The organism is Flavobacterium sp. MFBS3-15 (genome assembly GCF_026107645.2).
Taxonomy (GTDB): domain Bacteria; phylum Bacteroidota; class Bacteroidia; order Flavobacteriales; family Flavobacteriaceae; genus Flavobacterium.
The window spans coordinates 107412-120883 of sequence record NZ_JAPCHV010000001.1; the positions used below are offsets into that span (position 1 = coordinate 107412).

Sequence of the window (13472 nt, forward strand, 5' to 3'; positions counted from 1 at the left end):
GTTTAAAGTATAAGCGATTGTATAGCCAGCTCGTAGCCATTCAGCCCGAAGCCAATGATAACACCCGCCGCCACGGGAGACAGGAACGACTGGTGCCTGAAGGTTTCTCGCGAAAAGGTGTTGGAGATATGCACTTCGATGACAGGCGCTGTTACCGCTTTCACGGCATCGGCAATGCCAATGGAGGTGTGTGTATAGGCCCCGGCATTCAGTATGATGCCATTGTGGCTAAAGCCTTTTTTTTGTATTTCGGTTATTATTTCTCCTTCAATATTGCTCTGGAAGTACGACAGCTTTATGCTTGGGTATTTATTTTGCAGTCCGGCGAGATAGTCATCAAAAGTCCGGCCGCCGTATATTTCGGGTTCGCGCGTGCCTAAAAGGTTCAGGTTAGGGCCGTTGATTATGTGTATGTTCATTGTTTTATGGTTTCTCTGGTAAAAGTAAGTGTTTACTGCAATGCACGCATTTAGTTTAATACTAATTTTAACATTTGGGTATAATATGGAAGGAGAATGATACGTATTAGCGGATTACGACGAATTCTTAGGGTTTGCCAAAGTTTTTTGAAGTACTTTTCCGATAATTCAGCTGGCTTATCGAAAGATCAGCGAAAATCCGCCCAATCCGCGTTCCTTTGTAATAAAAATAAACCGGCTTCCCCAATAAAGAAGAAGCCGGTTGTGCCATGTTTTTAAATTTCCTAGAAATAATACCCAACAGATAGCTGGAATACATTGTTCTTGATGTCAATCTCGTCGTTATCCGATACGTTGCTGAGACCCACATTGTAACGTGCCTGAGCAAACAGCCCAGCAATGATTTTTAGTTCTGCGCCAACACCTGCAGAAAGGTCGAAGCTTTTGGTGTCGAAAGCTTCTTCAGCCTCATCGACAAGGAAAGAGAACTGAGGTCCTGCCATAAGGCTTAGCTTTTCAGGCAGCACATAGAATTTTGCCATTACGGGTACAGCGATGTAGCTCAGGTCGATATCCTGTGCAATGTCAAGCGCAGTGTCTTTGTATGTCGCTCCCTGTGACGAGAAAAGCCCTTCTGCCTGGATAGAGAATGTTGGCACCAGGTTAAGCTCTACAACAGCTCCCGCATGGAAGCTGGTAATTCCGTCGGTATCCACATCGCCCGAAAAATTAGCGAAGTTGGCCCCTGCCTTAATACCAAAGTCAAGGCCCTGTGCCTGCATGGCAAAACTGCCTGCCAGTGCTGTGAACAATAAAAGAATCTTTTTCATGTGTTCTATAAATTAGTGGGTTAAAAATAAAAACCTAACGAAAGCTGTATTACCGAATTCTTTACATCGGCATCTTCAAATACCTGTTTTTGTCCCCATACATAACGGCCCTGGATGAAAAGCCCGCCCGTAATTTCATATTCAAGGCCGGCCGCGATGCCAAAGTCAAAATTCTCGGCTTCGGCCGGAACAACGTCTTTAGTTTCGCCTGCGACCAATGAGAACTGTGGCCCGGCGTGTATGCTTAACGAACCATCGATGTCAAATTCGGCCATGACCGGCAGTGTTACATAATTGATCTTATACTCATCGCCATCTACCTTGGCCCCCTGTACGGAGTATAATAGTTCCGGTTGGATCGTTATACGGTCAAGGATGTAAAACTCTGTAAGTAATCCTACATGAAAGCTGGTTATGCCATCAAAGCTGTCGGCATCGTTGCCGGTAAGGTTGGCAAAGTTTACCCCTCCTTTAATTCCATACGTTTGTGCCTGTGACAAAGAGCCCATGAGCAGCATTGCTGCTGCTAAAAAAAAATGTTTCATATAAAAATTTGTAATACTGGTTAAAGGCAAATGTAAGGCAAAAACTTAAAGCAGTAAATGTACTTTAACCCCATTTTGGCATTTTTAAAGATCTTTTACAAAGCCTATTGCAAATCTGGTAATGTAAGATTTTGATTGTCAGTAATAATTTGGATTACAAATATTTTAAAAAATGGCATACGTTTTGTAAGTACAAATGTTAATAACTTAAAAAATAAACACATGAAAAAATTTATGTTTTCGATGATTGCCCTTGCATCATTCATGGCTGTCCAGGCCCAGGAAGAAGAGGGAGGTAAAGGATTTGCAAAAGGTGATGTTTTTGCTTCCGGCTCGCTGGGATATAGCTCCCAAAAAACTGGTGAAGAGAAGTATAATCAGTTTAACGTTATCCCAAGGGTAGGCTATTTTGTGAGTGATAATGTAGCTATTGGTGCCCAGTTAGGATACGGCAACTCCAAGGCAACTTATTATACAGGTATGGAATGGGATGAACGTACTACAAATTCTTTTTCAGCCGGGGCCTTCGCAAGATATTATGCTACACCGAGTAATACCTTCTCTTTCTTTGGACAGCTGCAAGCCAACTACAGCACCTCAAAAACTGAATATGAGGGAGGTGGCGAGGATAAAAGGAATGGGTTTGATGTAGGCCTTGCGCCCGGTATCAGCTATTTTGTATCTGATCACATTGCCCTGGAAACCACTTTTGGCGTATTAAGTTATGCTACTTCCAAGCCCGATGCAGATGGCACTGAATCGACAAATACTTTTAATCTGAACCTTAACCTTAGCAATGTAGTGTTTGGCATCGTTTACAAATTTTAAAAATTTGTTAATATCATTCTTAATAAAATACCCGCTTATAGGTATTTTTCTTATTAATTAATTTTATACATTTGCCCCAAGTAACAATAAAAATTTAAACACAAAATGAAAAAAATCTTATTATCTGCAGTAGCCGTTATGGCTTTTGGTGTAGCTGCTCAAGCTCAATCAGAGGAAATGAAATTCGGTGTTAAAGCGGGTGCTAACTTCTCTAACTTTACAGGAGATTTTGATGCTGACGGAGCAACAAGTTTCTATGTAGGTGGTTTGGTTGACCTTCCTGTATCCGGCAACTTCCACGTACAGCCCGAAGTTCTTTACTCTATGGAAGGTGCTGACAAAGCAAGCCTTTCTTATGTAAGGGTGCCAATCATGGCTAAATATTATGTTATGGAAGGCCTTAGCCTGCAGGCTGGTCCGGAAGTAGCTTTCAAAGTTGCCGCTGAAGACGATGCAATGGATGAAATGACTAAGTCTATCGACTTTGGTATCGGAGCTGGTGCTGCTTACGAGCTTCCAATGGGTCTTATGTTTGACGTAAGGTACAACCTTGGTATGTCAAACATCAGCGATGTTGACGGTGTAGACATGAAGAACACAGGTATCCAACTTGGTCTTGGATACCGTTTCTAAGACCCTGATGTTAATAAATTCAGAAAACCTCCCCATGGGAGGTTTTTTTTTAAGAATATTTTGCTATTTTTATCGCACCTAAATCAATAACACATGAAAAAACTCTTACTTTCGGCTGTTGCCGTTATGGCTTTTGGATTTACCGCACAGGCACAAATGGATGAATTTCCGATATTCGGTATAAAAGGTGGTGTAAACCTTTCAAATTTTGGCGCTGATGCCGAAGACACCGATATGGCTACTTCATTTTATGCAGGTGTTTCATTGGATATCCCAATGAAAGGCATATTCCACCTTCAGGCGGAGGCCCTTTACTCTGTAGAGGGTGCGGATGAAGCATCAATTACTTATCTAAGGATGCCTGTTATGGGTAAATTTTATGTAGGTAACAATTTTAATGTTCAGGTTGGCCCAGTTTTGGGAGCTAAGCTTGACACTGAAGACAAGTATCTCAATAAAGCTACAAAAGCTCTTGATTATGGAGCTGCCGCGGGACTTTCTTATGAATTCAATATGGGGCTTGTTGTTGATGCAAGGTACTATCTTGGACTGGCAGACATCAACAGGTCTGAGTCAACAGATAAGATTACCAATAACTCGATCCAATTGGGTCTTGGATTCCGTTTTTAATCATTTGTTTGATAAATATTTAAAGCCTCTTTTACAGAGGCTTTTTTTAAGCCAATTAGTTAATCAATACAAATAAATCATGAAAAAGAATTTGCTTACTGTGGCTGCCACTTTGCTGGCTGCTGCTTCTTTTGCGCAGGAAAAAATGGAAGATCCTGCTGCTAAAAACCCTGCATTTGGCATCAAAGCGGGCCTTAACATAGCTACGATAACAGGAGATGTTAACGATGCATCGCCAAGGCTGGGGGTACATTTTGGGGTAACTGCCGAATTTAAGCTGTCAGACAGGTTTTCAATTCAACCCGAATTACTTTATTCGATGCAGGGTGTGAAGGAAACCGTTTCGGAAGAATATTTAGGCAGCATCATAACCGGAGAAGGAACTACTAAAATGGATTATATCAACCTGCCGGTCATGGCAAAAATCTACCTTAGCGATGGCTTTAGTCTTGAAGTAGGTCCGCAGATAGGTGTTTTGGTAAGCGGAAAAATATCGTATGACCTCAACTTTGAAGGTGAGAATGTAAGCGGCACTGAAGATGCAAGCAGCGAGCTTAAATCGGTTGATTTTGCCTTTAATGCAGGCTTGGGATACAAGCTTCCGTCGGGACTCTTTTTCCAGGGTCGTTACAGTTTGGGTCTAACAAACACTTATGATGGCGACTTTGATACTGAAGGAAAGAATGGGGTGCTGCAATTCTCTATAGGATATCAGTTTAAATAAATAACTTAGTCAAGCCTCATTTTAGTGAGGCTTTTTTGGTTGTTGTAAATATTTAGCAGGTTAAGAATTTCTTAAATTCCTTAAAATAGTCACAATTTTATTAAACTATTCTTAATAAAAAACTTAAAATTTTGAAACTTCATGTAGTGTGATGTAATTTTGAGCATTCAAATATGTAACTTAAAATACAAAACAACCATGAAAAGATTCAATTTAGTTTTAGGTACTGTGTTAATTGCAGCAGGTGCTGTATCATGTAAAGATGAGGCGAAAGAGACTGCCGAGCATAATGTTGACCACTATGTAGTGTTTGTCGACTCTGTAAACGGCCTTGATGCTGCTGAGAGGGCTGCTAACTGGGCTGCTATCGATGCCGAGTACCACGCAAGGGAAATGGAGGCAGAAGCTGCACTTACTACACTTGAGAATGATGAGGCTGCTGCCAAAAGGATCGAGGAAAGCAAAACCAAGTATGATGGTGTGAAAATGCAGGCTGAAAATGATGCAAAAGCAAAAATGGAGGCTAATGCATCTTCAGGTACACCGCTGGCAGACAAATTCTTTGGCCCGGGTAATGTTGTGGGTAATGACATGACCTTCTCATGGGTAAACAAAGACAATATCCTTGATGTATACACCAAATTCTATGAAACTTTCGATGCTGAAAAAGACGAGTATTCAAGGCAGGACCTTGACAAAGTTAAAGCGTGGTATGAAGCGCTTGATGCAAGGAAAAACACAGTAGAGAAAGAAGGCCTTTCTTCTGAAGACAACGGTAAGATTGCCAACATCAAGCTGAAATTTGCGCCTAAGTTCCGTTGGGAGCGCCTGACAGCAAAAGGTGAAGAAAACCAGGATGCTAAAGATAAAGCGAACTAAGAATAATTAGTTAATTTATTAATTCAGGAAGAAGGTATGCATAGCATGCCTTCTTTTTTTATTTAATTGAGGGAGCTTTAACCGGAGCTTAACGTGCTCTGATTGGGTGTTTTTGTAATTTTAAGTATAACTTTTAAATTTCAAAATTATGCCGGGAAGGAAAACACCGGGCCCGCAGGTTAAGGATAAAGACCAGTATGAGGCCCTCAGGGAGAAAGGCTACAGCAAAGAGAAATCGGCGCGCATAGCCAATAGTAAAGGCGCTGAAAAGCGCGGAGGCAAGGCGGGCAAATATGAAGACCGCACAAAGGCGGATCTTTATAAGGAAGCGCAAAAAGTAGGGATTGAAGGCCGTTCCAAAATGACCAAGGCGGAGCTGGCCCATGCGCTCCGCACCAACTAGCCTAACAATCCGTATCCATTCTTCAGGCCTATGAGCGCATCCCTGAAAAAGGATTTTGACGGGCGTACCATAAAATGCTGCTCTACCTGTTCCTTACGGAAGAAAATGATGCCTAAATGGTAGGCATCTACGGTTACGGTGGCTTTAGGGTGGTTACGTAAGGCATGCCATATGGTCTCCATATGCGCATTTGCGTGAATGTTGGGCAGGATGCACACCGTATCGTTATGCGAGTTGGAAACGATATTTTCAAAGGAAGCCATTGCGGCTTCTTTTTTGTTGTCTGCTATTACGGCCAGGTCGGTGCCGCCGGGGATGGGTGCCAGTGGCGAAAAGAACCATAGCTTGATCTTGTTTTCCTCGCCGGCATAGCGCAGCATATCGATTATCTTGTCGGCATCTTCGCCAATAACGAAAGACTTTGCGGGGCGTATATAGTTGACAATACGGTACAGGAGTTCAGCAGCAGGGTAGGGCACCTGCATGTTTTGCGCACGATGTTCTTTTTTGGAAAGCCGTGGGCCTTTGGCATAAAAAGCCTTGTTTATAAACCGGAACATGAACGGCGAGTGGATGCCGTGGTCGTCCACCGACTGCCAAAGGAACGATGTATAGGATAGTTTGCTCATCCTGTCTTTTAATAAAAAAATAAAGGTTTTAAAAACAACATGTGTCTGATATTTTATAATGGCCATTCTCACTTACTATAGAAACATCAAAATATTCCCTTTTAAATTCTGATTGATTTTCATTTAGAGGGATTTCTGCAATAAAGGATACAACATAAGTATCTTTAGCACCTTTTTTTAAACTAATTTTAAGACTTTCTAAAGATTGGCTACATATAAAATTATTACTAGTTATATAATCGAAATCTTTATTGAAATTTTCTATTTGCTCATTAAAAAAAGTCTTTGTGCAATTTACCTTTTTGATTGAATCCAATTCTTGAAAAAATACAGGTAACTTTGATTTATCTTTACGATTTGGAGAGTTCAGATAAAAATTTATATATGATTTATAAAAATCGGCAACCCATATCCCTCCCGCATCAACACTATCAATTTTTTTACTATTTAAAGAAGTATCAATGTTGGACTCATATATTGATTTTTCTTCGATAGCAGGTAAAGTCGTTTCTTTATCTTTAATACACGAAACAACAAGAGCTAAGACAATCATATAATAATATTTTTTCATAATTTATGAAGTTTTAGAAAGCCTTGCATTTTTGAGATAAAAGCCTTGCTCACGAAGCGGAACATGAACGGCGAGTGGATGCCGTGGTCGTCCACCGACTGCCAAAGGAATTGTGTGTAGGATAATGTACTCATGTTATTAGTCTAATTTTCGAACGTATCTCTTGTCAGTTCGAGCGTAGTCGAGAACATAACGTTAGCATCTCGACTGCGTTTCGATGTGACAGACTGACGCATTCCCCTTTGGGGATTAGGGGGTTATTCCATCTTCATCTCCAGCTCAAACCACCGTTCCGTTTTTGCGTCGAGGTCTTTCAATACTTTTTCAAGGTCGGACGCTTTTTGTGCAATGTCCCTATCTGCAATTGTGCCATCCGAAAATTCCTTCTCTATAGATTCCTTCTCACGTTCAAGGTCTTTTATGTCCTTCTGCAGTTTTTGATATTCTTTCTGCTCGTTAAATGTCAGGCCGGCCTTTACATTATTTTGCTTCCAGTTCTTTTTGGCGTTATCACCCACAGGCTTCAGGTCTTCCTTCGCGGGTTCTGCGCTGTCCTCGTAGGTACGGAAGTCGCTGTAGTTGCCAGGGAAGTCCTCAATGGCGCCCTCGCCCCGGAAAACGAACAGGTGGTCTACGATTTTGTCCATGAAGTACCGGTCGTGCGAAACGACAAGCAGGCATCCGGGATAGTCGAGCAGGAAGCTTTCCAGTACATTCAGTGTTACAATGTCAAGGTCGTTCGTAGGTTCATCCAGGATAAGGAAGTTGGGATTCTGTATCAGTACGGTACACAGGTACAGGCGCTTCAGTTCCCCGCCGCTCAGCTTCTCCACAAAATCATATTGCTTTTTGCGGTCAAACAGGAAACGTTCCAGCAGCTGTGCCGCCGATATGATCCTTCCTTTTGCCAGCGGTATGTATTCACCAAATTCTTTTATAATGTCAATGACCTTCTGCTCCGGCTTCGGGTTGATGCCGCTTTGGGTGTAGTAGCCGAGTTTAATAGTGTCGCCAACGACTACCTTTCCGTTATCCGGAGGCATGGTTTGGGTTATGATGTTCAGGAAGGTCGACTTCCCGGTACCGTTCTTCCCGATGATGCCGATGCGTTCGCCCTTCTTAAAATTATAGCTGAAATTCTCAAGTATGGTTTTGTCCTTGAATTTCTTCGATACATTGTGCAGTTCCACAATTTTGCTGCCCATTCGCTCCATGTTGATCTCCAGTTCTACCTGGTGTTCCTTGCGGCGGCTGTGGGCTTTTTCCTGTATCACATAAAAGTCGTCCTGGCGTGATTTCGACTTGGTCGTACGAGCCTTAGGCTGGCGGCGCATCCAGTCGAGTTCCTTTACATACAGGTTTTTTGCCTTGTCGATGCTGGCATTCTCGGCGGCAATGCGTTCCTCTTTTTTGGTAAGGTAGTACGAGTAATTGCCTTTGTATTGGTATAATTTTCCATTCTCCAGTTCAATGATCTCGTTGCACACGCGCTCTAAAAAGAAGCGGTCGTGCGTTACCATGAACAGTGTCATGTTCTCTTTGGCAAAATAGTTTTCCAGCCATTCGATCATCTCCAGGTCGAGGTGGTTGGTAGGCTCATCAAGAATAAGCAGGTCAGGTTTGCTGGTAAGTATAATAGCCAGTGCCACACGCTTTTTCTGCCCGCCGCTCAGGTTCTTTATCTTCAGCTTGAGGTCGTCCAACTTTAGTTTCGAGAGTATCTGCTTGTACTGGGTTTCAAAATCCCAGGCATTGTGCAGTTCCATTTTTTCGAAAGCCTTTTGGTACGCTTCTTCATCTTCGGGGTTTTCGAGGGCTTTTTCGTATTGCGCGATAACCTTCAGTACCTCATTGTCCGAATCAAAAATGCTTTCCTCGATGGTGAGTTCCGGGTCAAGCTTCGGTTCCTGCGACAGGAAAGCCATCTTGGTTTCCTTTCTCATGACTACCTGCCCGGTATCCGGCTGATCCTCGCCGGTGATGATTTTTAAAATGCTGGTCTTGCCGGTACCGTTCTTTGCTACAAAAGCAATTTTCTGGTCTTTGTTGATGCCGAAGGAAATGTTCTCGAAAAGCGTGCGCTCCCCGAAGGACTTGGATATGTTTTCTACTGAAAGGTAATTCACTATGTAAGCTTTTTTGCAAAAATAGCTTTTTTGTTTTAGGTTTCAGGTTCAAAGTTTCAAGTTGTATCTGTATAGTGTGATATAAAATGATTTGCTATCTTTGATACTATCAAATGATAGTATCGATAATGAGGCCGCCCTACACTATTACAGAAAATATTGTGAAGCTTGTTGCTGCAATTTCCCATCAGTTGGGAGAGGTGCAGGGGGCAAGTTTGCATAAGCCAAAGACTGAATTAAGAAAAAGAAACCGTATAAAAACCATCCAGTCTTCGCTTGAAATTGAGGGCAACACTATGACTGAGGAACAAATCACGGCTCTGTTGGAAAACAAACTTGTCATTGCTCCTGCAAAGGATATCCTTGAGGTGCAGAATGCTCTTGCCTTATACGGTCAAATAAGGGAATTTAATCCGTTTAAAGTGACCGATCTTAATAAAGCCCATGCTGTTTTAATGAAAGGGCTTGTTGATAAGCCCGGAAAATTCAGGTCGAAAAATGTTGGTATAGTGAAGGGAAGCAAAGTGGAGCACCTTGCACCTTCGGGCGATATGGTTAATGGACTGATGAACGACCTTTTTGATTACCTTAAAAAAGATAGTGACCTGCTTCTTATCAAAAGTTGCGTGTTTCATTATGAATTTGAATTTATACATCCCTATCTTGACGGGAATGGCAGGATGGGCAGATTTTGGCAAACGGTGGTTTTGCTTAAAGAATATCCTGTTTTTGAGTTCCTTCCTGTTGAAAGTCTCATAAAGCAAAGGCAGAAAGAGTATTATAAAGCTTTGTCAATTTCAGATAAGTCAGGCCATTCTACCGCTTTCATTGAATTCATGTTGCAGGTTATGACTGATGCATTGGCGGATGCTTTAAAAACAGGCAACCGTTCTGTAACTGCGCAGGAGCGGTTGGAAATGTTCCGTGATATAATTGGTGATCGCGACTTTTCGCGTAAAGAATATATGGTAAATTTTCGTGACATTTCTATGGCTACAGCAAGTCGCGACCTTAAAAAAGGCACGGATGATGGTTTGCTTGAAAGGGTAGGTGATAAAATTAAAACGGTTTATAGGTATATTTAGTGTCTGTGGTTTTTCCGAAATAATCTGCTATCTTTTTTTTGTGATTATTATATATAACTCAGCCACCACTTTTTATGCGTCCTCTTATACTTCTCGTACCACTTTGTCGGGAACCAGCATAACGCCACAACCAATATCCATATCAGGTACACGATGCCTAGCGAAAACCCGAAATTCTCCTTAGGGCGAAACCCGAATGCCATATCGAGTTTAAAGTTATCGGCAAATGTGTAGCCTTCGGCATAAAACAGCACTACACACAGCAAATGGATGATGTATATGTGCGCCAGGTAATACAGGAACGGTACGCGCCCGAAGATATTCAGTATATCGGTAACGCGGTTGCGTACATTCTCAAGCAGCGCCAGGGCAATCATGGCCGGGCCAAGCGTCATGCAGGCATACATGAGCGATGGCGGGTATTTGTTTACATTAAGGAAAGACAGGAAAGTGTACATGGCATCCTTCTGTTCTGTCCAGGGCTTGGGGTCGCCATAGCCATTGCTCAGGCGTAGCAAAACGAAGAGGCTGATGACGGCAAAACCGGTGCTAAGCAGCAGTTTCTTTCTGCGCACGGTATCAAATCCCGGGCTGTACCATTTCCCTAAAGCATAACCCAAGAGCATGATTCCTGTCCATGGCAGGGCGGCATAGGCACACATTAAGGCGACACCGCCACCAAGCTGCATCACGTCAAATTCGGTAAGCAGGAACAGGTTGGCCAGGACATCCAGCGTGGGATCGGTAAAAGTATGGGTATCCAGTATGTTATGCAGTGCGGTTATTAGTATCCCGATAGCCAGCAGCGCCCAATATCTTAAATAGATAAGCACCGATAAAATAACCATGCTTGCGCCAATGGCCCAAATTACCTGCAGGAAAAAGAAGCTGAAGAAGATATCAAAGCTCCATCCGAAGCCTACAATGGTGAACTCGGCAATAATGAGCCATAATCCGCGGGTAAGCAGGAAAAGCGACAGTTCTTTTTTGGTCTTACGCAGGCTTTGCAGGTAAATGGATGTGCCTGAAAGGAAAACGAACAGGGGTGCGCAAAAATGCGTGATCCAACGCGTAAAGAAGAGTGCCGGGGTTGTAGTGTCCAGGTTGGTGGGCTGGTCGGTCATGGCATCAATGTGGAAAAAATCACGCGTGTGGTCCAATGCCATAATGATCATGATGATGCCGCGCAGGACATCGATCGACTGAATCCTTTGTAAGGTCTTATCCATCAGTTAGTTTGTTGATTGGGATAAATATACGATAAATCGTTGTTGAATTACAAATCAGACAAAAAGTCATCATAAGTGACGTTTTGTCTGTAAAAATGCGATTGGAACAGATGTTGACTATTCCTTACCAAATTTAAAGTCAAAAACTAAAACATATAAATTATGAACTTAGCAAAACGCAACACGGCAAACAGGGCTTTCCCTACAGTAATGGATGAATTGTTTAAAGACCTTTTGGGTGGTACGCAATATGTGCATAAGGCCGTACCTCCGGTTAATATCCGCGAAACAGAGGGGGCATTTACAGTTGAATTGATGGCGGCAGGAATGAAGAAAGAAGATTTCAATCTTGAAATTGACAACGACCTGCTTACCATTTCAGCTGAAGTGAAAGCAGAAAATACGGAAGAGAACGGCAAGTTTACCCGCAGGGAATTCAGCTTCACCTCATTTAAAAGGTCGTTCACACTTCCTGAAACAGTGAAGGAGGATGATATCAATGCTGTTTACGAGGATGGCATACTGAAGATTACCCTTCCTAAAAAAGAAGAAGCATTGCCAAAAGCAAAACGATTGATTGAGATTTCATAATAATTGATTGGTTAGGTTGAAAGGGCGCTTCCCGCATGGGAGGCGCTTTTTGTTTTTGCATTTTGTAATTTAGGAAATTGTTGCATTTTCAAATTATCGAATTTTCAAATCAATAACTATCTTTGTTCAATGCAGCTATCCGTAATCATTCTTAACTATAACGTCCGTTACTTTCTTGAGCTGTGCATCATTAGTGTGCAAAAAGCTTTGGAAGGCATCGATGGTGAGATCATCGTGGTAGATAATAATTCTCCCGACGACAGCTGTGCCATGGTGAAACAGCGGTTCCCGGATATCACACTCATCGAAAACAAGGAAAATTCGGGCTTCCCGAAAGGTAATAATATAGGTGTGGCTGCGGCCAAAGGCAAATACATCTGCATCCTTAACCCCGACACCGTTGTGGCCGAAGATACTTTTACCAAGGTGCTGGCATTTTCCGAAGGGCAAAGCAACCTGGGCATGGTAGGTGTAAAATTCATCGACGGTACCGGTAATTTCCTGCCGGAGAGCAAACGGGGTCTCCCCACACCGTGGGTAGCGCTGACCAAGATGTCGGGACTCTACAAGCTGTTCCCGAATTGGGGTCTGTTCAATAAGTATTACGCCCAGCATTTGGGCGAGAACGATGGCGGCGAGATCGATATTCTGCCCGGCGCCTTTATGTTCATGGAGCGGCAGGTATACCTCGATGCCGGAGGCTTTGACGAACGCTATTTCATGTATGGCGAAGATGTCGACCTGTCGTATACCCTGCAAAAAAAGGGCTTACGCAACTATTACTTTCCGTCTGCGGCCATTATACATTATAAAGGCGAGAGCACCGTGCGCGATGCGGCCTACATGAAACGGTTTACCGGTGCGATGCGTGATTTTTACAAAAAACATTTCAGGGGCGCGTTCTTTATGGATGGCTTCCTGAGGCTGGGAAGCACGATGTTCATCCAGTCTAAAAAAAGAAAAAAGGCTGTAGTTTCACCACCGGACAATTATGTGCTATTTTCGAAAGATGAGGAGCTTTGCCGCCAACTGCAAAATTCGATTGGTAAAAAAGTGGTTCGTTTTGCCCAATACGAGCGCAAAGTATTGCCTTCGGCCAATAGCTGTACAGAGATAATACTGGATAATGAGTTACTGCCCTTTGGTGAGATCATAGCCATTATGCAGAACCATAGGCACAAATGCTATACCTTTCGGATACGTCCTGCGGGATGCAACTTTGTCCTCGGCAGCGACAGCAGCGACGGCAGGGGAGAGGTGCGGATGATGGAATTAGACACAGCAGAAAAAACGTTATAGTAGGCGAATATTTATACACAAAAGGCTATTGCCTTGATTTTTTTGTTAATT

The 13472-nt window shown here is 42.7% G+C and carries 17 protein-coding genes; 9 read left to right on the forward strand and 8 right to left on the reverse strand.

Going from position 1 to position 13472, the window contains the following annotated elements:
• Nucleotides 1-2: 2 nt before the first annotated feature.
• The 3 genes from aroQ to OGH69_RS00525 form a co-directional block, all read right to left on the reverse strand.
• On the reverse strand, nt 3-419 hold the full coding sequence (aroQ, locus tag OGH69_RS00515; protein ID WP_265172472.1) for a type II 3-dehydroquinate dehydratase: 417 nt from the start codon (nt 417-419) through the stop codon (nt 3-5).
• Between the two features lie 284 nt (nt 420-703).
• Nucleotides 704-1249, reverse strand: coding sequence for a porin family protein (locus OGH69_RS00520; protein ID WP_265172473.1), 546 nt, complete (start codon nt 1247-1249; stop codon nt 704-706).
• 20 nt (nt 1250-1269) lie between these two features.
• Nucleotides 1270-1794 (reverse strand): porin family protein, encoded by a 525-nt coding sequence (locus tag OGH69_RS00525; RefSeq protein ID WP_265172474.1) that lies wholly within the window; start codon nt 1792-1794, stop codon nt 1270-1272.
• Between the two features lie 222 nt (nt 1795-2016).
• On the opposite strand from OGH69_RS00525, the gene OGH69_RS00530 reads away from it, so the two are divergent.
• From OGH69_RS00530 to OGH69_RS00555, 6 genes are all read left to right on the forward strand, one after another.
• Nucleotides 2017-2622: a porin family protein gene (locus OGH69_RS00530; RefSeq protein ID WP_265172475.1), complete on the forward strand. Its 606-nt coding sequence runs from the start codon at nt 2017-2019 to the stop codon at nt 2620-2622.
• Nucleotides 2623-2727: 105 nt separating this feature from the next.
• A complete protein-coding gene (locus tag OGH69_RS00535; RefSeq protein ID WP_265172476.1) occupies nt 2728-3255 on the forward strand; it encodes a porin family protein in 528 nt (175 codons plus the stop codon).
• 93 nt (nt 3256-3348) lie between these two features.
• Nucleotides 3349-3885, forward strand: a complete 537-nt coding sequence (locus OGH69_RS00540; protein ID WP_265172477.1) for a porin family protein — start codon at nt 3349-3351, stop codon at nt 3883-3885.
• 79 nt (nt 3886-3964) lie between these two features.
• Complete coding sequence (locus tag OGH69_RS00545) at nt 3965-4609, forward strand: porin family protein (protein WP_265172478.1); 645 nt, start codon at nt 3965-3967, stop codon at nt 4607-4609.
• 198 nt (nt 4610-4807) lie between these two features.
• A complete protein-coding gene (locus OGH69_RS00550; protein WP_265172479.1) occupies nt 4808-5488 on the forward strand; it encodes a hypothetical protein in 681 nt (226 codons plus the stop codon).
• A gap of 148 nt (nt 5489-5636) precedes the next feature.
• Complete coding sequence (locus tag OGH69_RS00555; protein ID WP_265172480.1) at nt 5637-5891, forward strand: DUF7218 family protein; 255 nt, start codon at nt 5637-5639, stop codon at nt 5889-5891.
• Here OGH69_RS00555 and OGH69_RS00560 read toward each other — a convergent pair.
• From OGH69_RS00560 to OGH69_RS00575, 4 genes are all read right to left on the reverse strand, one after another.
• Complete coding sequence (locus tag OGH69_RS00560) at nt 5888-6520, reverse strand: hypothetical protein (RefSeq protein WP_265172481.1); 633 nt, start codon at nt 6518-6520, stop codon at nt 5888-5890. The two genes, OGH69_RS00555 and OGH69_RS00560, sit on opposite strands and share 4 nt — an antisense overlap.
• A 28-nt stretch (nt 6521-6548) precedes the next feature.
• Complete coding sequence (locus OGH69_RS00565; RefSeq protein ID WP_265172482.1) at nt 6549-7091, reverse strand: hypothetical protein; 543 nt, start codon at nt 7089-7091, stop codon at nt 6549-6551.
• Nucleotides 7088-7225: a hypothetical protein gene (locus tag OGH69_RS00570; protein ID WP_265172483.1), complete on the reverse strand. Its 138-nt coding sequence runs from the start codon at nt 7223-7225 to the stop codon at nt 7088-7090. Before OGH69_RS00570 ends, OGH69_RS00565 begins: the two co-directional genes overlap by 4 nt.
• Nucleotides 7226-7348: 123 nt before the next feature.
• A complete protein-coding gene (locus OGH69_RS00575; RefSeq protein ID WP_265172484.1) occupies nt 7349-9217 on the reverse strand; it encodes an ABC-F family ATP-binding cassette domain-containing protein in 1869 nt (622 codons plus the stop codon).
• Nucleotides 9218-9330: 113 nt separating this feature from the next.
• Here OGH69_RS00575 and OGH69_RS00580 point away from each other — a divergent pair, with 113 nt between their 5' ends.
• Nucleotides 9331-10302 carry a Fic family protein gene (locus tag OGH69_RS00580; protein WP_265172485.1) on the forward strand — a complete coding sequence of 324 codons (972 nt, stop codon included), beginning with the start codon at nt 9331-9333 and terminating at the stop codon, nt 10300-10302.
• A 47-nt stretch (nt 10303-10349) separates the two neighbouring features.
• On the opposite strand, the gene OGH69_RS00585 is transcribed toward OGH69_RS00580, so the two are convergent.
• On the reverse strand, nt 10350-11531 hold the full coding sequence (locus OGH69_RS00585; RefSeq protein WP_265172486.1) for an acetyltransferase domain-containing protein: 1182 nt from the start codon (nt 11529-11531) through the stop codon (nt 10350-10352).
• Between the two features lie 162 nt (nt 11532-11693).
• On the opposite strand from OGH69_RS00585, the gene OGH69_RS00590 reads away from it, so the two are divergent.
• Nucleotides 11694-12122, forward strand: coding sequence for an Hsp20/alpha crystallin family protein (locus OGH69_RS00590; RefSeq protein WP_265172487.1), 429 nt, complete (start codon nt 11694-11696; stop codon nt 12120-12122).
• Between the two features lie 129 nt (nt 12123-12251).
• Nucleotides 12252-13421 carry a glycosyltransferase family 2 protein gene (locus OGH69_RS00595; protein WP_265172488.1) on the forward strand — a complete coding sequence of 390 codons (1170 nt, stop codon included), beginning with the start codon at nt 12252-12254 and terminating at the stop codon, nt 13419-13421.
• The last annotated feature ends 51 nt before the right edge of the window (nt 13422-13472 follow it).

Bases quoted from the DNA above. Each gene is read 5' to 3' on its own strand.
- OGH69_RS00590 (WP_265172487.1), top strand. From the start codon at position 11,694: ATGAACTTAGCAAAACGCAACACGGCAAACAGGGCTTTCCCTACAGTA.
- OGH69_RS00555 (WP_265172480.1), top strand. From the start codon at position 5,637: ATGCCGGGAAGGAAAACACCGGGCCCGCAGGTTAAGGATAAAGACCAG.
- OGH69_RS00585 (WP_265172486.1), bottom strand. From the start codon at position 11,531: ATGGATAAGACCTTACAAAGGATTCAGTCGATCGATGTCCTGCGCGGC.
- OGH69_RS00565 (WP_265172482.1), bottom strand. From the start codon at position 7,091: ATGAAAAAATATTATTATATGATTGTCTTAGCTCTTGTTGTTTCGTGT.
- OGH69_RS00545 (WP_265172478.1), top strand. From the start codon at position 3,965: ATGAAAAAGAATTTGCTTACTGTGGCTGCCACTTTGCTGGCTGCTGCT.
- OGH69_RS00530 (WP_265172475.1), top strand. From the start codon at position 2,017: ATGAAAAAATTTATGTTTTCGATGATTGCCCTTGCATCATTCATGGCT.
- OGH69_RS00570 (WP_265172483.1), bottom strand. From the start codon at position 7,225: ATGAGTACATTATCCTACACACAATTCCTTTGGCAGTCGGTGGACGAC.
- OGH69_RS00595 (WP_265172488.1), top strand. From the start codon at position 12,252: ATGCAGCTATCCGTAATCATTCTTAACTATAACGTCCGTTACTTTCTT.
- OGH69_RS00540 (WP_265172477.1), top strand. From the start codon at position 3,349: ATGAAAAAACTCTTACTTTCGGCTGTTGCCGTTATGGCTTTTGGATTT.
- OGH69_RS00535 (WP_265172476.1), top strand. From the start codon at position 2,728: ATGAAAAAAATCTTATTATCTGCAGTAGCCGTTATGGCTTTTGGTGTA.
- aroQ (WP_265172472.1), bottom strand. From the start codon at position 419: ATGAACATACACATAATCAACGGCCCTAACCTGAACCTTTTAGGCACG.
- OGH69_RS00560 (WP_265172481.1), bottom strand. From the start codon at position 6,520: ATGAGCAAACTATCCTATACATCGTTCCTTTGGCAGTCGGTGGACGAC.
- OGH69_RS00580 (WP_265172485.1), top strand. From the start codon at position 9,331: ATGATAGTATCGATAATGAGGCCGCCCTACACTATTACAGAAAATATT.
- OGH69_RS00520 (WP_265172473.1), bottom strand. From the start codon at position 1,249: ATGAAAAAGATTCTTTTATTGTTCACAGCACTGGCAGGCAGTTTTGCC.
- OGH69_RS00550 (WP_265172479.1), top strand. From the start codon at position 4,808: ATGAAAAGATTCAATTTAGTTTTAGGTACTGTGTTAATTGCAGCAGGT.
- OGH69_RS00525 (WP_265172474.1), bottom strand. From the start codon at position 1,794: ATGAAACATTTTTTTTTAGCAGCAGCAATGCTGCTCATGGGCTCTTTG.